This is a genomic window from Gaetbulibacter sp. NE (genome assembly GCF_025548475.1).
Lineage (GTDB): Bacteria > Bacteroidota > Bacteroidia > Flavobacteriales > Flavobacteriaceae > Gaetbulibacter_B > Gaetbulibacter_B jejuensis.
In genome coordinates, this window is sequence record NZ_JAOQHY010000007.1 from 157,319 (window position 1) to 181,772 (window position 24,454).

Annotated in this window: 26 protein-coding genes; 14 read left to right on the plus strand and 12 right to left on the minus strand. The window is 32.9% G+C overall.

Going from position 1 to position 24,454, the window contains the following annotated elements; genetic code table 11:
- The first annotated feature begins 6 nt into the window (after positions 1–6).
- The 6 genes from OD803_RS14625 (at position 7) to OD803_RS10110 (ending at position 2,814) form a co-directional block, all read left to right on the plus strand.
- Positions 7–417: a response regulator transcription factor gene (locus OD803_RS14625; protein ID WP_269468234.1), complete on the plus strand. Its 411-nt coding sequence runs from the start codon at positions 7–9 to the stop codon at positions 415–417.
- 108 nt (positions 418–525) lie between these two features.
- Positions 526–897 (plus strand): VOC family protein, encoded by a 372-nt coding sequence (locus tag OD803_RS10090; RefSeq protein ID WP_262733328.1) that lies wholly within the window; start codon positions 526–528, stop codon positions 895–897.
- Between the two features lie 34 nt (positions 898–931).
- Entirely contained in the window at positions 932–1,441 is a 510-nt protein-coding gene (locus OD803_RS10095) for a DUF4199 domain-containing protein (protein ID WP_262733314.1), read from the plus strand.
- Between the two features lie 6 nt (positions 1,442–1,447).
- Positions 1,448–1,906: a DUF1801 domain-containing protein gene (locus OD803_RS10100; protein WP_134200575.1), complete on the plus strand. Its 459-nt coding sequence runs from the start codon at positions 1,448–1,450 to the stop codon at positions 1,904–1,906.
- A gap of 1 nt (position 1,907) precedes the next feature.
- On the plus strand, positions 1,908–2,294 hold the full coding sequence (locus OD803_RS10105) for a VOC family protein (protein WP_262733315.1): 387 nt from the start codon (positions 1,908–1,910) through the stop codon (positions 2,292–2,294).
- A 55-nt stretch (positions 2,295–2,349) separates the two neighbouring features.
- Positions 2,350–2,814 (plus strand): TM2 domain-containing protein, encoded by a 465-nt coding sequence (locus OD803_RS10110; RefSeq protein ID WP_129760865.1) that lies wholly within the window; start codon positions 2,350–2,352, stop codon positions 2,812–2,814.
- 53 nt (positions 2,815–2,867) lie between these two features.
- Here OD803_RS10110 and arsB read toward each other — a convergent pair whose 3' ends face one another.
- From arsB to OD803_RS10150, 8 genes are all read right to left on the minus strand, one after another.
- A complete protein-coding gene (gene arsB, locus OD803_RS10115; protein WP_129760864.1) occupies positions 2,868–3,902 on the minus strand; it encodes an ACR3 family arsenite efflux transporter in 1,035 nt (344 codons plus the stop codon).
- A gap of 2 nt (positions 3,903–3,904) precedes the next feature.
- Complete coding sequence (locus tag OD803_RS10120) at positions 3,905–4,516, minus strand: protein-tyrosine-phosphatase (RefSeq protein ID WP_262733316.1); 612 nt, start codon at positions 4,514–4,516, stop codon at positions 3,905–3,907.
- A gap of 216 nt (positions 4,517–4,732) precedes the next feature.
- Positions 4,733–5,200, minus strand: a complete 468-nt coding sequence (locus OD803_RS10125; RefSeq protein WP_262733317.1) for a DUF6428 family protein — start codon at positions 5,198–5,200, stop codon at positions 4,733–4,735.
- A 48-nt stretch (positions 5,201–5,248) separates the two neighbouring features.
- On the minus strand, positions 5,249–5,581 hold the full coding sequence (locus tag OD803_RS10130; protein ID WP_262733318.1) for an ArsR/SmtB family transcription factor: 333 nt from the start codon (positions 5,579–5,581) through the stop codon (positions 5,249–5,251).
- 63 nt (positions 5,582–5,644) lie between these two features.
- Entirely contained in the window at positions 5,645–6,664 is a 1,020-nt protein-coding gene (locus tag OD803_RS10135) for a carboxypeptidase-like regulatory domain-containing protein (RefSeq protein ID WP_262733319.1), read from the minus strand.
- On the minus strand, positions 6,651–8,483 hold the full coding sequence (locus OD803_RS10140) for a GNAT family N-acyltransferase (protein ID WP_129760859.1): 1,833 nt from the start codon (positions 8,481–8,483) through the stop codon (positions 6,651–6,653). Before OD803_RS10140 ends, OD803_RS10135 begins: the two co-directional genes overlap by 14 nt.
- 22 nt (positions 8,484–8,505) lie before the next feature.
- Positions 8,506–9,756 carry an aspartate kinase gene (locus OD803_RS10145; RefSeq protein WP_262733320.1) on the minus strand — a complete coding sequence of 417 codons (1,251 nt, stop codon included), beginning with the start codon at positions 9,754–9,756 and terminating at the stop codon, positions 8,506–8,508.
- A gap of 1 nt (position 9,757) precedes the next feature.
- Entirely contained in the window at positions 9,758–10,237 is a 480-nt protein-coding gene (locus OD803_RS10150; protein WP_262733321.1) for a GNAT family N-acetyltransferase, read from the minus strand.
- A gap of 122 nt (positions 10,238–10,359) precedes the next feature.
- On the opposite strand from OD803_RS10150, the gene fbp reads away from it, so the two are divergent.
- A complete protein-coding gene (gene fbp / locus OD803_RS10155; RefSeq protein ID WP_129760856.1) occupies positions 10,360–11,370 on the plus strand; it encodes a class 1 fructose-bisphosphatase in 1,011 nt (336 codons plus the stop codon).
- Positions 11,371–11,425: 55 nt separating this feature from the next.
- Here the strand turns inward: fbp and OD803_RS10160 are convergent, their stop codons facing one another.
- Positions 11,426–11,857, minus strand: a complete 432-nt coding sequence (locus tag OD803_RS10160) for a TerB family tellurite resistance protein (protein ID WP_129760855.1) — start codon at positions 11,855–11,857, stop codon at positions 11,426–11,428.
- Between the two features lie 194 nt (positions 11,858–12,051).
- Here OD803_RS10160 and mfd point away from each other — a divergent pair, with 194 nt between their 5' ends.
- On the plus strand, positions 12,052–15,426 hold the full coding sequence (gene mfd, locus OD803_RS10165) for a transcription-repair coupling factor (RefSeq protein WP_262733322.1): 3,375 nt from the start codon (positions 12,052–12,054) through the stop codon (positions 15,424–15,426).
- Between the two features lie 32 nt (positions 15,427–15,458).
- Positions 15,459–16,769 carry a TlpA family protein disulfide reductase gene (locus OD803_RS10170; protein WP_262733323.1) on the plus strand — a complete coding sequence of 437 codons (1,311 nt, stop codon included), beginning with the start codon at positions 15,459–15,461 and terminating at the stop codon, positions 16,767–16,769.
- 69 nt (positions 16,770–16,838) lie between these two features.
- Here the strand turns inward: OD803_RS10170 and lysM are convergent, their stop codons facing one another.
- Together lysM and OD803_RS10180 are read right to left on the minus strand one after the other, a co-directional pair.
- Positions 16,839–17,336, minus strand: coding sequence for a peptidoglycan-binding protein LysM (gene lysM / locus OD803_RS10175; protein ID WP_129760852.1), 498 nt, complete (start codon positions 17,334–17,336; stop codon positions 16,839–16,841).
- Between the two features lie 211 nt (positions 17,337–17,547).
- Entirely contained in the window at positions 17,548–18,498 is a 951-nt protein-coding gene (locus OD803_RS10180) for a nicotinic acid mononucleotide adenyltransferase (protein WP_262733324.1), read from the minus strand.
- A gap of 133 nt (positions 18,499–18,631) precedes the next feature.
- On the opposite strand from OD803_RS10180, the gene OD803_RS10185 reads away from it, so the two are divergent.
- The 3 genes from OD803_RS10185 (at position 18,632) to OD803_RS10195 (ending at position 20,592) form a co-directional block, all read left to right on the plus strand.
- The gene (locus OD803_RS10185) at positions 18,632–19,633 is read left to right on the plus strand and encodes an NAD(P)H-dependent glycerol-3-phosphate dehydrogenase (protein ID WP_129760850.1); all 1,002 of its coding nucleotides are present in this window, start codon (positions 18,632–18,634) and stop codon (positions 19,631–19,633) included.
- Between the two features lie 51 nt (positions 19,634–19,684).
- Positions 19,685–20,053: a hypothetical protein gene (locus OD803_RS10190; protein ID WP_131508695.1), complete on the plus strand. Its 369-nt coding sequence runs from the start codon at positions 19,685–19,687 to the stop codon at positions 20,051–20,053.
- 89 nt (positions 20,054–20,142) lie between these two features.
- Positions 20,143–20,592, plus strand: coding sequence for a hypothetical protein (locus OD803_RS10195; RefSeq protein WP_262733325.1), 450 nt, complete (start codon positions 20,143–20,145; stop codon positions 20,590–20,592).
- A 34-nt stretch (positions 20,593–20,626) separates the two neighbouring features.
- On the opposite strand, the gene OD803_RS10200 is transcribed toward OD803_RS10195, so the two are convergent.
- A complete protein-coding gene (locus tag OD803_RS10200; protein ID WP_129760847.1) occupies positions 20,627–21,022 on the minus strand; it encodes a hypothetical protein in 396 nt (131 codons plus the stop codon).
- A gap of 70 nt (positions 21,023–21,092) precedes the next feature.
- Here OD803_RS10200 and OD803_RS10205 point away from each other — a divergent pair, with 70 nt between their 5' ends.
- Together OD803_RS10205 and OD803_RS10210 are read left to right on the plus strand one after the other, a co-directional pair.
- Positions 21,093–23,456, plus strand: coding sequence for an alpha/beta fold hydrolase (locus tag OD803_RS10205; protein ID WP_262733326.1), 2,364 nt, complete (start codon positions 21,093–21,095; stop codon positions 23,454–23,456).
- A 183-nt stretch (positions 23,457–23,639) separates the two neighbouring features.
- On the plus strand, positions 23,640–24,260 hold the full coding sequence (locus OD803_RS10210) for a hypothetical protein (RefSeq protein ID WP_262733327.1): 621 nt from the start codon (positions 23,640–23,642) through the stop codon (positions 24,258–24,260).
- The last annotated feature ends 194 nt before the right edge of the window (positions 24,261–24,454 follow it).

Here is a 24,454-nt window from a genome sequence, read left to right on the forward strand (position 1 = left end):
TCAACTATGAAAAAAACAATAGCTGTTTTTGCTGGTTTAATTTTTGCCTTGTTACTACTTTTTCAGGTTAGTAAATACGCTATCATATCTGGAAATGTAAACATTGAAATTATAATTGCTGTTATTGCGATTGTTTTCCTAATTGTTGGTATTTACCTCAACAAAAAAAGTCTTCAAAAAGAAACTGTTGATACAACCGAAATTGATCACAATAAAATAAAAGAATTAGATATTACATCACGAGAATATGAAGTACTTCAACATATTGCTCAAGGGTTATCAAACAAAGAAATTGCCGAGACATTATTCCTATCAGAAAGCACCATAAAAACGCATGTGTCTAACTTATTGGTAAAACTAAATGCCAAAAGACGCACGCAAGCACTTCAAGTTGCAAAAGAACTTCAAATACTATAAAATTATGTATTTTAGACCAAAGTACTAACGGTTTGGTACTTTAGTATGAGTCGATTTTTAAAGGCTTCTCGTAGTTTTGTATCAATAATTAATCAATACCTCACAATTATGGAATTAGGCGCATTTTCAATTAGTTTAAGCGTAAAAGACATTACTGTTTCAAAAACATTTTATGAAAATTTAGGATTCACAGTTTTTGCTGGTGATTTAGAAAAAAACTATCTCATCATGAAAAATGGGAAGGCTTTAGTAGGCTTGTTTCAAGGTATGTTTGAAAACAACATACTTACCTTTAATCCTGGTTGGGACGAAAATGCAAAAACGTTAGATACGTTTACTGATGTTAGGCAAATTCAGCAGCATTTAAAAAGTAAAAACATAGCGTTACAAAGTGAAGCAGACGAAACAACTTCAGGACCTGCAAGTTTGGTTGTAACCGATCCTGATGGTAATACCATATTAATTGATCAACATATTTAAACTCTTTTTTTAACTCTTAAAACTAACTAACAACATGAAAAAAACTGTACTAAAATATGGAGGCTACGGACTTATAACTGCCGCTGTTTTATTCTTTTTAGCATTAACCTTTGGTAAAAACTTAAGCTATTCGGCTCAAGAAGTTATTGGTTATACGTCAATGATTGCTTCATTATCATTTATATTTTTTGGGATAAAACACTATCGCGACAAAGTAAATAATGGTGCTGTAAGTTTTGGAAAAGCTTTGGTTATTGGCTTATTAATTTCAGCTTTAACTGGACTAGGAATTGCTATGGTAGATTACATTTATACAACCGTAATTAATCCTGATTTTGCTTCAGAATATTTAGAAGTCACTTTAAAAACTTATGAAAGCACTTACTCTGGTTCAGAACTAGAAGCTAAAAAAGCAGAACTCACAAAACAAATGCAAGATTATGGTGGCTCTGGATTTATGGCTGCCTTAATGTTTGTAACCGTTGTGTTAATTGGGTTTGTGCTATCTTTAATATCTGCTTTAATTTTACAACGAAAAAAATAAATCATTATGCAATACAAAGCATCATCTCCCGAAGATTATATAAGTCAAGTTCCTGAAGAACGTCAGGATGTTTTAAAAACATTACGCAAAACCATTAAAACCAACTTACCAAAAGGCTTTGAAGAAGGCATTCAATATGGTATGATAGGCTATTATGTACCACATAGTAAATATCCTGATGGTTACCATTGCACACCAGAAGAACCATTACCATTCATGAGTTTTGCTTCACAAAAAAACTCAATAAATCTTTACCATAGTGGTATTTATGCTGTACCAGAAATACACGATTGGTTTGTAAACGAATACCCAAAATACAGTAAGTACAAGCTAGATATGGGAAAAAGTTGCGTGCGTTTTAAGCGTATTAATGATATTCCAATGGAATTAATTGCTGAACTCTGCACAAAACTAACTCCAGATCAATGGATAGACATATACGAAACCAACCTTAAAAAGAAATAAAATGAAAAAACGCGTTACAGGCATTGGCGGATTGTTCTTTAAAACAAAAGATCCAAAAGCAACAAAAGACTGGTACAAAAAGCATTTAGGGTTTAATACCGATGATTATGGTTGTACCTTTTGGTGGAAAGATAAAGAAGGTAACGATTGCTCAACACAATGGAGTCCGTTTACTGAAGACACTGAGTATTATCAGCCTTCAAAAAAAGATTTTATGTTTAATTATCGCGTAGAAAATCTTGAAGAATTACTAAAAACATTAAAAGACGAAGGTGTTACCATTATTGGAGAAATGGAAGAATACAGCTACGGAAAATTTGGTTGGATTATGGATAACGATGGCAACAAAATTGAACTTTGGGAACCTATTGATAAAGCTTTTTTGTAAACCATTATATTTTTTTGTTACCTTTAGACTTCTAACCATATAAACAAATTTACAAATGTCAGATGAAAAAAATTTAAGCGACGACCTTAACGATATGTTAGACGACGCAAAAGATGGTGCAAAAAAAGCAGCAGACAAAGCAGAAGATATTGCTGATGACGCTAAAGAAAAAGCAAAAGAATTTGCTAGCGAAGCAAAAGAAACTGCAAAAGAATTTTCTGATGGAGCCAAAGAAGCTTTTGGTAAAGCATCAGGAGATAACAAAAAACTACTAGCTGGTATTTTAGGTATCATTTTTGGAGGCTTAGGTGTTCATAAATTTATTCTAGGTTACAACAAAGAAGGAGGAATCCTTTTAGGTGTTTGGCTATTAGGAGCAATACTATCTTGTGTAGGTATTGGTATTTTAATCGTTTGGATTCCTGGAATTATAGGTTTAATTGAAGGTATTATTTACCTTACAAAATCTGACGAAGAATTCTATAACACTTACCAAGTGGGTAAAAAACCTTGGTTTTAATCATACCTTAAAAACACAAAAAAGCCGCAAACAGTGTTTGCGGCTTTTTTATTCTAAAAATATTTTTTTCTGAGCCAAAAGGCTACTTTAACTAATAGTATTAATGCAGGAACTTCAACTAATGGACCTATAACACCTGCAAATGCTTGACCAGAGTTTAGCCCAAACACTGCAATAGCAACAGCAATTGCTAATTCAAAATTATTACCTGCTGCTGTAAAAGCCACAGCTGTGGTTTTATTATAATCTGCTCCCATAGCTTTTGTTACAAAAAAGCCAATAATGAACATTATGGTAAAATACAATAGCAACGGAATAGCTATAATAACAACATCCATTGGAATTTCAACAATCAGTTCTCCTTTTAAAGAAAACATGACTATGATTGTAAATAATAATGCGATTAAGGTTAGTGGTGAAATTTTAGGAATAAATGTATTGTTATACCAATCTTCTCCTTTGAGCTTTACTAAAATTAATCTGCTTAATATTCCTAAAACAAAAGGTAAACCAAGATAAATTGCTACACTTTCAGCAATTGTAGCTATTGATATGTCTACAATAGCTCCTTCAAATCCAAAATATGGTGGTAATACAGTTATAAATATCCAAGCATAAAAACTATAGGCAAACACCTGAAAAATGCTGTTTAAGGCTACTAATCCTGCTCCATACTCGCTACTACCTTCTGCAAGGTCATTCCAAACTAAAACCATAGCAATACAACGTGCCAACCCAATTAGTATTAACCCAACCATATATTCAGGATAGTCTTGTAAAAAGATAATGGCTAAGGCAAACATTAACACAGGACCAATAATCCAATTGAGTACCAAAGAAATGGATAGAATCTTCACATTTTTAAACACCTTTGGTAACAGTGCATAGTTAACTTTTGCTAATGGAGGATACATCATTACAATCAACCCAATAGCTATGGGAATGTTAGTAGCTCCACTACTCATAGTATTTATACGCTCAGGAATTGTTGGCACAAAGTATCCTAAAGCAACACCTAATGCCATGGCTAAGAAAATCCAAAGGGTTAAGTTTTTGTCTAAAAAGCTAAGTGATTTTTTTGCACTCATGATTATTGATTTACATTAGAAAACACATAAAATAACTCTGCTGCTATTTGCAAACTACGCTCTTTATATTTTGCTTCTTGTTCTGAAGTACCATCAAAAGCTTTAGGGTCTTCAAAAGTAATAGGAATACGTTTCTCAGCTCCTGGTACAAAAGGGCAACCTTCATCGGCTTGCGAGCAAGTCATTATTGCTGCAAAACCCGAAGTTGGGTTAAAAGTATTATCCATACGCTTAGAAAAGCCAATGATAGGTTGCGCATTTTCAGCATATTTAATGGCATATACAGGATTTTCTGCTTCAGACAATTTTTGAATTTCAAAACCTGATTGCTCTAATACGTTTACAACCATAGGAAACAATGCAGTAACTTCTGTTCCTCCTGAATAGCATGTTACTGTATGAAAACCGAAATGTTGTGCTATAGCTTGCGACCAAACTTGTGCTAAATGACTTCTTCGGGAATTATGGGTACAAATAAAATTAATATTAACAGGTTGTCCATTATCAATTTTACTTTGAATAAACGCTATAAGTGGTTGCAGTGTTTCTTTTCGGTCTTCTGAAATTGAATTTGTAGTTAAACTTTCAATTACTGAGGTTAGTTTTTCAAACATAACTGAATTTTAAAACGTTAAATCATTGTGCATTTTGAGAATAAATTTGTCAATTCGAGTGATTTTTTGAAACAAAGTGATAAAAATCGTATCGAGAATAGAATTTAAGCTTCTAAAAACTTGTTCTCGATACAAAATTCTTTTAGAATTTCACTCGAACTGACAATTTTCCTGAAAAAATTCTCAAAAGGCACAACAGGTAAAATTATTATTGTTTTAACAGCAATTACCATCTGGTGAGCAACATGGTTCGTTATTTAAATCGGCTAGTTTTAGTTTTGGTTTTTTTACAGGAATTCCACAATTGTCTTTTGCTAGACAATCCGTTTGTTTTGTAGTTAATAAAAAGTGGGTACCATCAAACTGTAACCCATATTTTTGAATAGACTCTCCTTGGTATTCTACTTCAATGTCTAAATTTTCCAAGCCTAGTTTAGCTTCAGAAAGTTCTATAATATGGATTAACTTTTCTGGATGCAGCCTGTGATTATAATCATTTGCACTCCAAAGCTGTAAACTTATAACGCTCTCGTTACGTAATGTGCCTCCACAATCGATAAATTTTTTATCAATTTGCCCTACTTCAGTCACATGAAAATGACTTGGCACTAAACTACCATTTGGCAGTTGAAATGCAATCTGCTGTAATGGTTTTAAATTTGTTTTTAATTCTGAAAGTTTCATTTTAATATTGTTTTATTGCGATATTGCGATTAATTAAGATAAATTTTTTTAGCAGCAATTAGATGCATCTTCCATATCTTGATCTAAGAACTCTGAAAGTAATTGCTTCATTTGGCTCCAATTATTAGTATCAATACAGTAACACACACTTGTGCCTTCAATTGTGCCTTTAATTAAACCTAATTGTTTTAGTTCTTTTAAATGTTGAGAAATGGTAGGTTGCGCTAAACCTATTTCGTTTACCAAGTCACCACAAACACAGCTATTGGTTTTAAATAGGTATTCTAAAATAGCTACACGAGCAGGATGCCCAAAAGCCTTAGCTAATTGTGCTATTTGGTTCTGCTTATCTGTAAATATTTCTGACTTTGTTAAACCCATCGTTTTATTTATTCATTGTAATATTACGATAAATGTCTTTTGTGAGCAAATTATTGCGTTAAATTATTCAGATAACATAAAATCGAAAGGTAAAGAGTCTCCAATACGTTGGTTACCCATATGACCTCCAAAAAGCACTTGATGTATTGGAGAGTGATTACCATATTGGTCTATAATAAACTCATCAACCCTCGACTCTATTGCAGACTGTTCGTTATCATACAAAATGCTTAGTTTATTCAATAGTTTAACTCCTACAGCTTTGCTACTATCTATTTGTTTTACATTGATGTATCGATAAGGGTTGACTTTAAATCCACCACTAAAAATTTGATAACCTTCTTCTTCAAGTTGTTTTTTAGAAAGCGCTCTCATAAAGTGAAGCACTGAACCTTTATAAGCTTTATTCCTAGATTTAGTAGTTTTTTTAGAATTGGATTCTTCCAACTCTTTATAAAAAGATGTACCAGTATAAATTACTGAATTAATGAAAAAACGGTCTCGCTTAATGTTGATATGATGATAAGTTATATCAAAATCCTTAATTTCAAAAGACACCAAATATTGTAATTTTTCATTCTTAATTAAAATAGGTTTTTTAGAACTTGCGCTTAAGGTTTGAGTCTTCTTATTATATCTTAAAATAAGATCTTCTTCATTAAGTATTTTGCACGATTTGGCATTATCAGAAAACCCTAAAAATTGCTGTCTAAACTGTTGTAGTTTTAGTTCTTTTGGCATTCCATCATCTGTAGTAATCACAACCTCATCTAAAGCATCAATATCTTCTTGAAGCAACACTTTGTAAAACTTACCAACTTGATAATTGGTTATAATCATTCTCTTATAACCTAAAAAAGAAATAACTAAAGGCGAGGTAATTCCTTCTTGATACTCAATACTAAATTCACCTTTATCATTAGTAGAAGTGCCAATTGTAGTGTTGTCAAAATATATAGCAGCACTTTCTATAGGTTGGTTTGTAGCTTGGTCTAAAACAAGTCCGCTTATGGTTTGGGAACAAACAGCAAAATAGCTTAAAAACAAAAGTCCTGTTAAGACAATGTGTTTAAGCTTCGCCATTGTTTTCAGTGAGTTTACGCTCTAATTCAGCCTGAAATTCTTCCATTACAGGTTTTACTGTGCTTTCAGGTAAATCGGCAATTTTTATGTACATCAAGCCATCAACCGAGTTATTAAACAACGGATCCACATTAAAAGCTATTAACCTTGCGTTTTGTTTAATATACTTTTTAAGTAGCACTGGTAGCCTAAGTGCTCCTGGTTCAACCTCGTCAATAATTTTATCAAATTTATTTAAGTCGGCTTCGGTTTCATCAAACACAAAATCCTTATCAGCATCTTTAAGTTTTACCTTAAACTCTTTTTTAGGGTGAACGTATTGCGCTAAATATGGATCGTAATAATGTGATTTCATAAACTCAATCATTAACGACTTTGAAAAGTTTGAAAACTGATTACTAATACTAACACCTCCTATTAAATACTTATGCTCAGGATGCCTTAACGTAGTGTGTACAATACCTTTCCAAAGTAAAAAGAGAGGCATTGGCTTTTGTTGATATTCTTTAATAATGAACGCTCTTCCCATTTCAATAGATTCGCTCATCATTTTATAAAGTTCAGGTTCAAATCTAAATAAATCCTGAAGGTAAAATCCGTCTATACCATAGCTTTCATAAATTTTAGAGCCTAATCCCATACGATACGCTCCAGCAATGACTTTTGCCTCATCGTCCCATAAGAACATGTGGTGGTAATAGGTGTCAAAAGTATCTAAATCAATCGCTTCATTAGTACCTTCTCCTACTTCCCTAAAAGTAATTTCTCGTAAACGACCTATCTCTCTAAGTATATTTGGGATATCTTTTGCTTGAGCTAAAAACACTTCGTAATTTTTACTTTGTAGCAATCTTAAATCGTTATCTCTTAAGGTTTCCACCTCTTTTATCATCACGTCTGAAGCAATAGGAGTTACAATACGTTTTGGTGGTTTTGGCACTTTTAAAGTTGAAGATATGTTGCTTAATAAATTTCCTTTTTCATCAAAGGAATTAGAAAGCATATAGGTTTTTCTTCGTATAAATTCAGAAAACTCTTCGAGTGTTTTATGCTCTTTTTGATCGCTTAATGTTATAGGTCGACCAATCCTTACTTTAATTGTTCTTCGTTTTTGGGTTAACAATTCAGAAGGTAACTTAGCAGTTCTAAAGGTGTCGCTTATTTTAGACAGTTTGTAAAACAACTGGCTGTTTTTTGCGTGAAAATATATAGGTACAATTGGCACTTCAGCTTTTTGAATCAACTTCATTGCTGCTTCTTCCCAAGGTCTATCTACAACCAACTTTCCGTCTCTGTAAGTAGATACTTCTCCTGCAGGAAATACACCAAGTGGATGTCCATCCTTTAAATGCATAATAGCATTTTTAAATCCTGTAATACTAGACTTGGCATCTTTTCTATCCTCAAACGGATTTACAGGCATAATGTAAGGTTTTAAAGGCTCTATTCTGTGTAATAAAAAATTGGCTATAATTTTAAAATCCTCACGTTGTTCTAGCATTAATTTAAGCAACAAAATGCCGTCAATACCACCAAGTGGATGGTTAGAAACCGTTATATAAGCTCCATCTTTAGGCAATCGTTTTAAGTCTTCTTCAGGAATTTCAAATTTAATTTGAAACTCTTCTAAAATACCGTCTAAAAACTCAAGTTTTTCAAGGTGCTTATTACGATTGTAAATTTTATTGAGTGTAGATATCTTTAAGGTCTTCATTAGCAACCAACCTACAAATGTTCCTATAAATCCATACTTATCCATTTGTATGGCTTTAGCGACTTCTTTGGCTGTTACTAATCCAGATTTTGGTTGCTTGGTCATACTTACAAATGTAATAAAATGTTTATTTAGTAACTATTTGAACGGTTTCTTGTGTTAATTGCTTTAATAACACCTCTTTATCTTGCTCCAATTGGTTAATTGCAACCTCATTATAATGCCTGATGGTGTATAAAGATACGTTTTCGGTACAATTAACTTTAAATTTTGCTTTTAAATGCTGCAATAAGTTTTCTAGGTTGCGATAGCCATCATCTACACATACCGAAAAACTAATGGCAGAGTTTTGTATGACATCTACTTTCATTTTGTACTGATGCAATAAATTGAATATATCACTGATATTTTCTTCTACGATATAAGAAAAATCTAATGACGACAACGAAATGAGCACTTGTCCTTTTTTAACAATAAAACACGGAATATTAGGCTCAATACCACTGGTTTTGCATACTGTGGTTCCGTTGTTATTTGGATTTAAAAACGACTTTACATGTAAAGGAATTTCCTTTCGCTGTAATGGTTGTAAGGTTTTTGGGTGAATTACTGAAGCTCCATAAAACGCTAGCTCAATAGCTTCTTTATAGGAAATGGTATTGAGTAGCTGTGCATTTTCAAAATAACGAGGGTCAGCATTTAAAACTCCTGATACGTCTTTCCAAATGGTAACACTTTGGGCATTTAAACAATAGGCAAAAATCGCTGCTGTGTAATCGCTTCCTTCTCGACCTAAAGTGGTCGTAAAATTGTTGGCATCGCTTCCTAAAAATCCTTGTGTAATGTTTAAGACATTGTTTTGAAACTGTTTTGTAATATTGGTTTGAGTCGCTTCCCAATCAACATTGGCTCTTCTATAATAGTTATCCGTTTTTATGTAGTCGCGAACATCTAACCAAGTGTTTTTAATCCCTGAAGCATTTAAGTATTCGCTTACAATTGTGGTAGAAACCAACTCGCCATAACCTATAGTTTGGTCGTACACAAAGTTGTAATCTGGAGATTTATTTCTGTCAAAAAACAATGATAATTCATCAAATAGGTTTGCTACTTTTTTAAAAACCACATGTTGTTCATTATCAAACAAATCTAAAAGTATAGCATTGTGAAATTTTCGAACATCTTGAATAGAACTTTGTAACTCACTAGGATTATTAAAGTAATTGCCAATAACTACTTCTAAAGCATTAGTGGTTTTTCCCATTGCTGATATAACTACCAGCGTATTTTTATAACCCACATTTTGTAATACTTTTACTAGGTTTTTAACACCTTCAGCATCTTTTACTGATGCTCCTCCAAACTTAAATACCTGCATGCTATAGTTTTGAAATATAATTTTTAATGGCTTGTTCATCTAGATGTACTACGTCCCAATCTCTCATTACATTCGCTCCTTTTTTTTCATAAAAATCAATTGCAGGCTCATTCCAATCTAGTACTTCCCAACTCACACGTTTTACATTTAACTTTTGGCCATATTTAACTACTTCATCCAGCAACGCTCCTCCCAAACCATAACCTCTTTTATCTTGCTTTACTATTAAATCTTCAAGGTGCAAAACTTTACCTTTCCATGTTGAAAATCGAGTGTACACCAATGCTATACCAGCAATATTTTTTTCTGCTTCAGCTACAAAACAATGAAACGAAGGATGATTGCCAAAGCCGTAATTTTCAAGATCGTTAACCGTTATTTCAACAGCATCAGGTTCTTTTTCATAAACCGCTAATTCGTTTATGAGCTCAAGTACTTGAGGCATATCAGTTTTATTTGCAGATCGAATAGTAAATTCCATAACCTAATTTTTGATACTCAAAGATAACTTAAACTTAAGGATTATGTGACATAAACTTCCACGAAAACGTTGTAGTTGTCATAAAAAATAAGATATTTGTACAAACAATCAACACACACTTCATGTCTCGAAAAAATCAAACTTTAGGAGAGTTTATTATTGAAAACCAAGCTTCATTTAAATACTCTTCAGGAGAACTTTCAAGATTAATTAACTCCATAAGATTAGCTGCTAAAGTTGTAAACCATGAAGTAAACAAAGCTGGATTGGTTGATATTATTGGAGCTGCTGGCGAAACAAACATTCAAGGTGAAGATCAACAAAAACTAGATGTGTATGCCAATGAAAAATTTATCCAAACCTTAACCAACAGAAATATTGTTTGTGGTATTGCCAGTGAAGAGGAAGATGACTATGTATCCATAAACAGTCAGGATGAAAACAACCAAAACAAGTATGTGGTTTTAATCGATCCTCTTGATGGTTCTTCAAATATTGATGTTAATGTTTCTGTAGGTACTATTTTTTCGGTTTACAGACGTATTACTCCTGTTGGAACTCCTGTAACCATGGACGATTTTCTACAAAAAGGAAGCCAGCAAGTTGCAGCTGGATATGTGGTTTATGGTACCTCAACCATGTTGGTTTACACTACAGGTGATGGCGTTAATGGCTTTACTTTAAACCCAGCAATTGGTACATTTTATTTGTCACATCCAAACATGCAATTTCCACTTGATGGTAGAATTTACTCTGTTAACGAAGGAAATTACATTCACTTCCCTCAAGGCATTAAAAACTACATCAAATACTGCCAAATGGAAGAAGGCGACAGACCTTACACTAGTAGATATATTGGTTCTTTAGTTTCTGATTTTCATAGAAACATGATTAAAGGTGGTATTTACATGTATCCTAAAAGTTCTAAAAACTCAAACGGAAAACTACGCTTGCTCTATGAATGTAACCCAATGGCTTTTTTAGCTGAACAAGCCAACGGAAAAGCAAGTGATGGTTTTAATAGAATTATGGACATTGAACCAACTGAACTCCACCAACGTGTACCGTTTATATGTGGTAGCAAAAACATGGTTGAAAAAGCCGAAGAGTTTATGAGGAATGCTGAAAATTAAACATAAAAAAAGCGAACAAAATTGTTCGCTTTTCTTTTTTTATAACTACTGAATACTATCTATTCATTGTTTTAATTTCATCCATAAAAGTATCAATATCAACACCTTCATGTACTAAGCTTAACGCTTTATCGGTAACATACTTAGCGTTGTCTGCTCTAAACCCAAGACCAACACAAAGTTTTTCAAGCATAATAACCTGATCTTCTGTTTCCATATGGTCAACCCATACCATACGTGCCAAATCGTACAAACGCTCTAAACGTCTATCGTAAGATGTTGGAGGGTTAATAGGATGCGTTTTATAGTCTTTTAATATTTGCTTATAATCGCTATCACTAATATCTAAATTTCTAGCTAATCTATCTAAAAAAGCACGTTCTCCATCAGTGATAATTCCGTCACTCATTGCAACTCTTACTATGGCTGCAAAATGGTCTTCATTACGTTTTCTAAAACCACTATCAAATAAATCTGAAATTGACATATATTCTTGTTTTTTAAAGTCGTGCAAACCTACATATTATTTTTCTTTTTTTAATCATAAAAGACTAATAAAAAGGTTGACTTCTTCCTTAATTTTAAATAAAATACACTTAGAGTAAATATACTATTTATTAATAGTTTTTAAACATAAACTAAGTCACAAAATTTTATATTTGCACTACAAAATACATTGTCTTGAGTAAATCCATCCTCTCGCAAACCTATGCACAGACTTTGCAAACGCAAAATCTGCAGATTGCTATTGCCCAATCCCAAAGTAAAACACACCTTAAAGGACTTATTGGTTCCTCTTTATCTTTTGTAATTACAGAAGTTTTCAAACAAGCAGACAAACCCTTTTTACTGATTTTTAATGATAAGGAAGAAGCTGCCTTTTACCTTAACGATTTAGAATTGATGCTCAATGATAAAGACGTTTTGTTTTATCCAGGAAGCTATAGAAGACCTTATCAAATTGAAGAAACCGATAATGCTAATGTGCTTTTACGTGCAGAGGTTTTAAACCGCATTAACTCGCAAAAAAAACCTGCAGTTATTGTGACCTATCCTGATGCTTTATTTGAAAAAGTAGTTACCCGAAGAGAGCTAGAAAAAAACACCTTAAAAATTAAGGTTAATGATAACTTGTCTATCGATTTTGTAAACGAAGTTCTTTTTGAATATAAATTTAAACGTGTTGATTTTGTAACCGAACCTGGAGAATTTTCGGTACGTGGTGGAATTGTAGATGTGTTTTCATTTTCGCACGATGAGCCTTATCGTATTGAGTTTTTTGGTGATGAAGTGGACAGCATTAGAACCTTTGATGTAGAAACTCAACTCTCAACCGAACAGGTTAAAAAAATCAACATTATACCCAATGTTGCCAATAAATTTTTAGAAGAAACTAGACAAAGTTTTTTTAAATACATTGCTCAAAAAACAGTAGTATTTGCTAAAAACACTAACCTTCTATTTTCAAGAATTGATGACTTTTTTAGTAAAGCCGAAGACGCTTTCCAAAACCTTTCAAAAGACATTAAACATGCTGAACCTGAGGAGCTGTTTTGCAATTCGGCATTGCTTAAAAAACAATTATTAGAATTTACTTTAGTAGAATTTGGCTCAGAAGCTTTCTTTAGTAATGCGTCTGAAAGTAATAGCGCTATTACGTTTAACACGTCACCTCAGCCATCATTCAATAAGCAATTCAATCTGTTAATTGATGATTTAAACTCAAATCATAATAAAGGTTACACCAACTATATTGCATGCGTAAGTGAGCAACAAGCCAAACGTTTTCATGATATTTTTGAAGATGCTAGTGCTGAGCGCAGTCGAAGTATAGAACAAGAAGTACACTATCAAACCATTGTGTTGTCTTTATTTCAAGGTTTTGTTGACCATGATGCTAAAATAACTTGCTATACAGACCATCAAATTTTTGAACGCTATCATAAGTTTCATCTTAAAAATGGTTATGCTAAAAAGCAAGCTATTACCTTAAAAGAACTTACCAATTTAGACATTGGTGACTATGTAACCCATATTGATCATGGTATTGGGAAATTTGGAGGGTTACAAAAAATTGATGTTGAAGGAAAAAAACAAGAAGCCATCAAGCTTATTTATGGCGAACGTGATGTGTTGTATTTAAGCATTCATTCGCTACATAAAATTACCAAGTTTAATGGTAAAGACGGGAAACCTCCAAAAGTATACAAACTAGGAAGCAAAGCATGGAAAACCCTTAAACAAAAGACCAAGTCTAAAGTCAAAGAAATTGCTTTTAACCTTATAAACCTGTATGCTAAGCGAAAGCTAGAAAAAGGCTATCAATACAATCCTGATAGCTATATGCAACACGAGCTAGAAGCATCGTTTATTTATGAAGACACACCAGACCAAAGTACTGCAACTGCTGATATAAAAGCAGATATGGAAAGCGAGCGTCCTATGGACAGATTGGTTTGTGGTGATGTAGGTTTTGGTAAAACCGAAGTTGCCATAAGAGCTGCTTTTAAAGCTGTAGACAACGGTAAACAAGTAGCGGTTTTAGTGCCAACAACTATTTTGGCTTATCAGCATTATAGAACGTTTAAAGAACGTTTAAAAGATTTTCCTGTAACTGTTGATTACCTCAACCGTTTTAGAACTGCAAAAGAAAAGCGTGAAACCTTAGAAAACCTATCAAAAGGAGGTGTAGATATCATTATTGGCACACATCAATTGGTTAATAAAAATGTAAGCTTTAAGGATTTAGGATTGCTTATTGTTGATGAAGAACAAAAATTTGGTGTTGCAGTAAAAGAAAAATTAAAAACCATTAAAGACAATGTTGATGTGCTTACACTCACAGCAACACCTATACCTAGAACACTTCAGTTTAGTTTAATGGCTGCAAGGGATTTATCGGTTATTACAACTCCTCCACCAAACAGATATCCTATTGAAAGTCACGTAATCAGGTTTAACGAAGAAACCATAAGAGATGCTATAACTTATGAAATACAACGTGGTGGTCAAATTTTCTTCATTCATAATCGTATTGAAAACATTAAAGAAGTGGCTGGTATGATTCAGCGTTTAGTACCTGATGCTAAAATTGGTATTGGTCATGGACAAATGGATGGTAAAAAACTAGAGCAACTTATGTTAGGATTTATGAATGGCGATTTTGATGTTCTTGTAAGTACAACCATTGTTGAAAGTGGATTAGATGTACCAAACGCCAACACCATTTTTATAAACAATGCCAATAACTTTGGGTTGAGTGATTTACACCAAATGCGTGGTCGTGTAGGAAGAAGCAACAAAAAAGCATTTTGCTATTTTATTACTCCAGAATATTCGGCTATGACTAATGACGCTAGAAAACGTATTACTGCCTTAGAGCAGTTTACCGAATTAGGGAGTGGATTTAATATTGCCATGAAAGACCTCGAAATTAGAGGCGCTGGAGATTTATTAGGAGGCGAACAAAGTGGCTTTATAAATGATATAGGTTTTGATACCTATCAAAAAATATTAAATGAAGCTATTGATGAATTAAAAGAAAACGAGTTTAAAGATTTATACAAAGACGATGGTAAAGAACGAGACTACGTAAAAGACATTACTATTGATAGTGATTTTGAACTCTTGTTCCCTGATGATTATGTCAACAATATTACCGAACGCTTAAACCTGTATACCAAGTTAAACGATATTAAAACCGAAGCTGAATTAGATAAATTTGAGTCAGAAATTATAGACCGTTTTGGTGAGTTGCCAACCCAAGTTATCGACTTAATAAACAGTGTTCGTATAAAATGGATTGCGACAAAAATTGGTTTAGAAAAAGTGGTGATGAAACACGGTAAACTTGTAGGTTATTTTATTAACGATCAACAAAGTGGTTTTTATCAAAGTAGCGGATTTACCAAAGTGTTACAATTTGCACAAACACACCCAAAAGCCTGTAAGATGAAAGAAAAGCAAACCAGAAATGGTTTACGATTATTGCTTACATTTGATAATATAAAATCAGTTCATCAAGCTTTAGCTGCTTTAAAGCCTATTTTGGCTTGATAATTGGTACTTATTTTGAAAACTAAAAACACATGAAAAAACTATTTATACTTACAGTTTTATGTCCTTTTTTAATGGTTTCACAACATAAAATTGAAGGAAACTTTCAACCAGTAACAGATTATACTTATGCCTTTTTATACCATTCTACACCAACAGGCTCAAACTATATAGATAGAGCTGAACTTGATGAAAAAGGTGATTTCAGTATTTCTTTTGATTCTACTACTGGTCCTGGAATCTATAAAATAGTGTATGCTTTACCTCCTGAAGAAAATAATTTTGACTTTATCTACAACGGAAAAGAAGATATTTCATTTACCTATAGTGATGACAAAGGCTTAGAGTTTACAGCCTCAAACGAAAATAAATTGTGGTCGTCTTATACCAAAAGTATGGAATTGGTAAACATGACAATTAGCAATTTTTACACTCAAGAAAGTACCGACAAAAAAGCGTTTAAAGATATTTTTAAAACCTTAAAAGATACTCAAACTGCTTTTGAAGATGCCTCAAAAGGGACAATGGCAAATGTATTTATTGTTGCCAATAGGCCTTACGTACCAACAGAGTATGAAGACATCTCTACTTACTCTGCAAACCTTAAAGCATCTTATTTAAAACATGTAGATTTTAAAAGTGTGTTGTTGCAAAGTTCTGATTTTTTAACTGATAGAGTTTTGGCTTATGTTTTTGGTATGTCGGCAAGCACTAGCAACGAAACCCATTTAAAAGATATTGACACTTTAATGTCGTATATGAATGGTGTTGATGCTACTGTAAAAGTATCGTTATTAGAGCTGATTTGGCATCGTTTTTCAACCTTACAAAATGACGATGTTGCAAATGCAATTACTGACAAGTACCTTTTTGATTTGGCAAAAGCAACTCACAATGATCAACTCGCTGAATACATTAGTGTTTATAAAAACAATTCAATAGGGAAAAAAGCGCATAATTTCGATATCGCTATTTCTAAAAATGGAACAACTACAACCACTTCATTACACGACTTAAATAGTGCAGAGCATTACATTGTTGTTTTTTGGAGTAGTACTTGTGGTCATTGCTTGGAAGAACTTCCTAAGTTAAAACAATTAATGGCTACAAAACCTGATTACAAAGTCATTGCTGTTGGTTTAGAAGACGAGAATACAAACTGGCAAAAACAAATTGCTAATTATCCTGATTTTATCCATGTGCTTGGTTTAGGAAAATGGGACAACCCAATTTCTAATGCCTATGGTGTTGGGTCAACACCTTCGTATTTTGTCTTGGATAAAAACAAAACCATTACAGCAAAGCCTTATGACGTTGAAGCACTAACAACGCTTTTGAAATAATACTTTAATATACTGTATAAAAAAAGCCAACGCAATTGCGTTGGCTTTTTTTATGTATGTGTACTATGCTTAGTCTAAATGCGGAATACGTAATACTTGTCCTGGGTAAATTAAATCAGGATCTTTAAGCATTGGTTTATTAGCTTCAAAAATCACAGGATACTTCATAGCATTTCCATAGAATTTTTTAGCAATTTTACCTAAAGTGTCTCCACTTACAACTGTATGAAACTGAGCTTCTGGCTCTACATGCTCAACAGTCATTTGGTCATCAACAGTTGCAATACCTTCAGTATTACCTACAACTAATACTACTTTTTCTTTTGTTGCTTGGTCATAAGCCATACCCGAAATGGTAGCTAAATCGTCGTTAATATGTACTTTTAAATTCTCTACTTTTAATTGCAAATCAGAAATTGTTTCTTCTAGCTTGCCTGCTGCTGCAGTTTCTGCTTTTAGTTTTGCCTCAGCTGCTGCCTCTGCCGCTTCAGCAGCTTCTTCTGCATCTGTTTTTCCTATGCCAAAAACTTTTGCTCCAGCATTTTTAATAAATGAAAATAAACCCATAATTATAATGTTTAAGTGTTAATAGTTATTGTTCTTGTAAAGTTTAAAAAAATCTGCTTCAATTCCAATTAATATTCGTAATTAAAATGTAAACAAATCTTCATATATATGACACATAATATCACCTTAAAGTCACATGAAAATCCAAAAGAAAACGCTCAACTAGAACTATCTAGTTGAGCGCTATGGAAACTAAATAACCAACCAAAATTTAGCTCCTTGTATTTTCTCTTGGGTTCTCTTTTTTATCTGTTTTTTGTTTACGTTTTTTTGCTTCATTGGTTTGTTTAACCATTCTTCCTTCTGTATTTGCTTCTCTCATAAATTGTATGTAACCATTACCTGTAAATTCATAAATTGTTCCAGAAGATGGATGGTACAGCTCTATAGTTGCATCATTTAAAACGCTTAATTCAAAGTATTCATTGTCAAAATAATCATAATCTAATGTTAATGTTTTTAGATACATGTTATTTGAGATGTCTCCTACTCCATAAACACCTGTATAATCCCAATAAATATTGTTTGGGTTTGAGACATTTACGTCTTGAGAACTTCTAAACTCTGAATCATTTCCACCAGCTAAAAACTGAAGATAATTTTCATTATCAAACTCATTTAGCATTCCTTGTTGACTTGTATAGGTCTTTTCCCAAGCTTCATACTCTTGAAGAAAATAGTGGATATTGTCATAAAACACATAGTCATAATCAAACGTGCTACGTTGGTAACCATGTAAAAAATATGAAGTATCATTAAACGGATTGTAAAGCTCAATGGTATTATTATCTATTTGGTATACATCAAAAGTTTCGTAACCATCAATATCGTGGTACACATCCAATATCATGTTATAAGCATCATAATCTGCTACTGGAATTCCAAAACCGTTACCTTGGTTACCAAAACCAACTAGGTTGTTGTTAGCATACATTACTCCATTTCTAAACGAAACTGTAAATGCTATTTGTAAAAATGGTGTTTCGCCATAACCTATAGTTTGGTTAATATCTACATACCACAATTCATACGAGCTCAATAATTGATGTAATGAAATTGTTGGTGTGTTATTATAGTTATCAACAATAACTTCTTCTCTGTAACAAGACGTCAATAAAGTTGCTGTAAAAGCAAGTGTTAAGAATAATTTTATAGTCTTCATAATCCAACAATTTTAGGGTTAATAATTTTAAAGTTTCAAAACGCGTGCCAAAAATTAGTTGTGCTTTATGTAATGTTAACCTCAAAGACTTATATTTTGTGTATTTTTGAATATAGAATTTGAAAATAATTATATGAATACCCCTTTAAAATATGCTGTTTTTGGTTCAGGAAGTTGGGCCACTGCTATTGTAAAAATGTTATGCGAAAATCTTGATGAAGTTGGATGGTACATGCGTAGTGTTTACATAAAAGAGCATTTACTTAAAGAAGAACACAACCCAAGTTATTTAAGTTCGGTTGAGTTTGATATAAACCAATTAAAGCTAAGCAACGACATTAATGAAATGGCTAATTATGCTGATGTACTTATTTTTGTAGTGCCTTCGGCTTTTATGCATTCTGAATTAGAGAAACTCACTGTAGATATTACTAAAAAAACCATTGTTTCGGCTGTAAAAGGTATTATTCCTGAATCTGGTTTATTGGTCGGTGAACATTTTCATGATATTTACCATATTCCTTTTGAAAACATTGCTGTAATTGCTGGTCCTTGTCATGCAGAAGAAGTCGCTTTAGAACGATTATCGTACCTAACCATTTCTTGTGCTGATAGTAAAAAAGCACAGGACATTGCTGATAAGCTCTCTAGCGATTACATACAAACCAAAATTAGCGACGACGTTATTGGTACCGAATATGCTGTAATGCTTAAAAACATTTACGCTATTGCTGCTGGTATAGCACATGGTTTAGGTTATGGTGATAATTTCCAAAGTGTATTGATGAGTAATGCCATAAGAGAAATGAAGCGTTTTATTAAAAAAATGCACAAAATGAAACGCAACATCAATAACTCTGCATATTTAGGAGACTTGTTGGTTACAGGATATTCTACATTTTCTAGAAACCGAATGTTTGGTAACATGATTGGTAAAGGCTACACTGTAAAATCGGCTCAAATGGAAATGAACATGGTTGCCGAAGGTTACTATGCCACAAAAAGTGCACATTTATTGAACGAAAAAAATAAAAAGAAAACACGTTTACCTATTGTAAACTCAGTTTACGAAATACTATATGAAGGTAAAAACCCTAAAAAAGTATTTAAAAAATTGACCGAAAAATTAGATTAATATTAACGTATTTAATCTTTACACCTCAATTCTTTAAGTTACATTTGTGCCATGAAAAAGTTAGTATCTTTTCTTTTATTAGCTTGCTCCTTATTTAGTTATAGTTTTTCATCGACTGCTGTCCCTGAAAAAACTATAACCGATTCGGTATTGCTTTTTTCTAAAGCTGAAAAAGAAACAGTTACTTCGCCTTCAAAACCTGCACTTTTAGCAAGCAGCATTGAAACCAATGTTGTTTTTCTTTCAGACTCAAGAACTGGACCTTCACCTTTAGGGTTTAAAAACTCTACATATATTCAAAACAAGGCGTTTAGTTTACACCATGCCTTAACAAGTACTGTTCAGTTTAAACACTATAATAAAACCATAGTTCCCTTTAGAGCTATTGATATTATTTTCCCTTTCCATACGCATTGGTAAACACATTTTACTGCATTTAAAAATTTAAACACTGCGAGCTTTTAAAGCTAAGCAGCAGTAATTTATTACACACTTATTTTAAAATAACAATGAATACAAACAGCACTATAATAGGAGTTGTAATAGCTCTATTATGTTGTATGCCTTATGCGTTTATATACTTTTCTAGAAAAAAGAAGCAAAAGCAAACAATAGCAACATTTAAAACTATTGCGTTAGAACACAACATTCAAATTGATGAATTTGAAACTTTAAATACAAATACCATTGGTATTGATAAAACAAACCGAAAGGTACTATTTGTTAAAAACAACGAAACAACAATTGTAGACTTAAAACAAGCTAACTATTGTTATATTAATGAAGAAAAAAGCAAAACACAATCAATAAGTACTATTGATATTTGTTTTAATCTCTCTAATAAAGAACATCAAAAACTAACCGTTTTTGATAATGAAGATGGTTTTATGCTAGATGGTGAAGTTCAATTTTCCAATGCTTGGGTAAACACCATTAATCAGCATATTAAAGCTGCATAATTGTCTTTAAAATAAGCCTTGTTTAAAACGAGGCTTATTTTTTTAAAACCCCTTTTACTTTCATTAACGGAATAGCTTGTAAGGCACGTTCATTAATAGTGTTTTTTCTAAACACATAGGTTTTTTCAAACATAGTATTACCTTCAAAAAAAGTAACTTTAAACTGATTGTTAAGCGCAAAAAGTTCCTCTTGTAACAATTCAATTTTAGCATAGCTTTTTGCAGGTAGCTTATCTATCTTTTTTCTAAATGTAGATGTTATTTTTTGGTCAGAATATCCATTAGTAACAATTAAAACCACATCTAGGTCTTGGTCTTTATCATTAATAATATATGCATTCCAGTCTTGGGTTTTGTAAACATCATTAAACTCGTTTACTACTGCTATATAAACACCTTCCACCTCTGGGATTTCAATATCTTTTTTCATCTTATTTCTTGCTTCTACAGAAAACCTTTAAATTAGATGCAAAATTAACGCATTACTTTAAAAAAATACAATGAAACACGTTTTCTCTGCCCTAATTATTCTATTTGTTTCTTCCTTTTCTACAGCACAAACCAACAACAATTCTCCTCTTACTATTGACCAAATTATGCAAGGCGAAGACTTTGTAGGTTATTTACCAACAAATATTAGTTGGTCAGACGATAGCAAAGACATTTATTTCAGTTGGAATCCTAATAACGACACCATTCGTTCTAACTATAAAGTAAATATCAACACGCAAAAAATAGAAGCACTTTCTTTTGAAGACGAAAAACAACGCAGTAATGCTGGAGCGCTCTCAAAAGACGGAAAATGGAGCGTTTACGAAAAAGGAGGAGACCTCTTTTTACTTAATACGTCTAACTTTAGTAAACGACAAATTACCAATACTATAAACAGAGAGTCTAACCCAATGTTTTCGGGAGACCAAAAACACATTGTTTACCAACAAGACAATAACCTTTTTCAATGGACAATTGCTGATGGAAGCATTACCCAACTTACTAATTTTAAAAGCGGAAACGAGCGTCCTGAAAGTAAACGTAACGCGCAAGACCAATGGCTTTACGATGACCAATTGGCGCATTTTGACATTCTGCAAAAACGTAAAAACGAAAGTGATGCTAGCAGTTACCGTAGAGAACAAATACAGTTTAATCGTCCTGAAGCAGTTTACATAGGTGATAAAAGCCTTTTTGATATTGACCTTTCTCCAAATTTAGATTACGCTATTTACAGGCTTTACAGTCCTGCAAACGATAAAAACACTATAGTACCTGATTATGTTACTGATAGTGGTTACACTACAGATCTTAACGCTCGTGCAAAAGTTGGCGGACCTCAATACACTACCGAAGCTTGGGTTTTAAACTTAAAAACAGGTGAAACACACCAACTAAAAACCGAAACTATTGAAGGCATTAAAAACAAACCTGCATTTTTAAAAGACTATGCCAAAACTACTGAAGATTACAATCCTGAATACGAAAACCCAAGACCTGTTTATGTAGATTCTCCTGTGTTTTCACAAGATGGAAAAGCTGTAGTAAACATTACTTCGCAAGATTATAAAGACCGTTGGATTATGTTAGTAGACCTTAGCAACGGAAACTTAAAACTTATCGATCATCAACATGACGATGCTTGGATTGGTGGACCAGAAATAGGTTGGTTTGCCAATGGTGTTGTTGAGTGGATTGACAATACTACTATTTGGTTTAAATCAGAAAAAACAGGATATGCACACTTGTACACTGCCAATGTAAACTCAGGAAAAATAAAAGCACTTACCGAAGGTAATTTTGAAATTCAGCAAGTAACACTTTCTAAAGACAAAAAAACCTTTTACATCATTAGCAATAAAGAAAGTGCGCACCAAACCCATTTTTATCACCTACCAGTAAAAGGTGGAAAAATGGTACAAATCACATCTCAAAAAGGTGGTCATGAAGTTTCTATTTCACCTGACGAGAGTAAGCTAGCTGTAAGATATTCGTACACCAATAAACCTTGGGAATTGTATGTTATGGATAACAAAGCTGGTGCAAAAATGACACAACTTACAGAGTCTACAACCGATGCTTTTAAATCCTACAACTGGACTGAAGCCGAAATTATAAACTTTACTGCAAGAGATGGCGCACAAGTACCAGCAACACTTTACAAGCCTAGTCCTGACAAAAACAATGGTGCAGCAGTAATTTTTGTTCATGGAGCAGGATACTTACAAAACGTTCATAATTGGTGGTCGTCTTACTATAGAGAATACATGTTCCATAATATTTTAACCGATAATGGATACACTGTTTTAGCTATAGATTTTAGAGCAAGTAAAGGTTATGGTAGAGACTGGAGAACAGCTATTTACCGTCACATGGGAGGAAAAGACCTTAACGACCAAATTGATGGTGCAAAATACCTGGTTGAAGCACATGGAGTTTCACCAGATAAACTAGGAATTTATGGTGGCTCTTATGGTGGTTTTATAACGCTTATGGCTATGTTTAAATATCCTGATACTTTTAAAAGTGGTGCAGCTTTACGCTCAGTGACCGATTGGGCACATTACAACCATGGCTATACCGCAAATATTTTAAACACTCCTGTTGAAGACCCAAAAGCTTACCAACAAAGTTCACCAATTTATTTTGCCGATGGTTTAAAAGGCAACTTATTGATGCTACATGGTATGATTGATACTAACGTACATTTTCAGGATGTGGTACGTCTATCACAACGTTTAATTGAGCTGAAAAAAGAAAACTGGGAATTAGCTGTATTCCCACTAGAAGGTCATGGCTTTGTAGAAAGCTCTAGCTGGAGCGATGAGTACCGACGCATTTTTAAATTGTTTCAAGAAACGTTGAGGGAGTAAACGGTTTGATTTTTTGAGGAACTATATTCAATAAGTTTAGAGGAAATAATTACAACTTTTAAACGTGACCTCAATATTGATAGAGAAATTAATCTTTGGCTGAATAAAAGATTTGCTATCTTAGACATATAGTATGAATATACGTAATACGTATATCCAATTGTTGTGCTTAATTAGAAAAAAATGAGTGAAAGACCAAACTTTGGAGTTTTTAATGATTTTTGGAATGGACATCCAAATCATTTACCACTTATGAGTTTATATGACATTCCGAATCCACCAAAAGAATGGAATCTCACAAAAAGTATTGATAGACTTGATAATATAGTTTCTAAAAACTCAAGTAATGATATAGTTGACGGAATTAGATTGTTATTAAAGAATGAAGATTGGAGACCTCATTTAGTCGCTGCTCTTGCAACCCTTAAAATTGACAAAAATCAGCAGTCTGAATTAAAAACTGATTTATGGAATCGTCTAAAGACTGGTTCTTGGGTTAGTCCGCAAATTTTGGTTATTCTTTCAATAATTGATTCTGAATTTGATGTTAAAGCAAAAGAAATATGTGAAAATGGCTTTAAAATAACCTATTCCGAAATGCCAATGCACGAACATCATTCTGCGAGAGGACCAGCTGGTATAAGTGTCGATAATAAGAAAGTCATTGCTTCGACCGAGTATCTTCTGAATGGAGTGATTATAGATTCAATGGAAAATGACAATGGTGGCTCTTTAGCAAAAAATTGGAAAGAGAATCTATTGGGATTAATAGAAAACAACAAGTTTAAAATAATAAATAACTAAGCACAACATTGGCTATAAATAATTGCTTGTTCTCGCCTACTTCTGAAAATCCTCACGGATTTTCAGTTTGGTGTTTACTTGCTAAGTTAAATGTTAAACCACGCAACTACTCATAGCCGTATTCCAAGGTAAAAAACAAGTTTTTTTTAGAAATTTACTGCTGCTATATTTACAAAGGGAGTACCTCTTTTAAT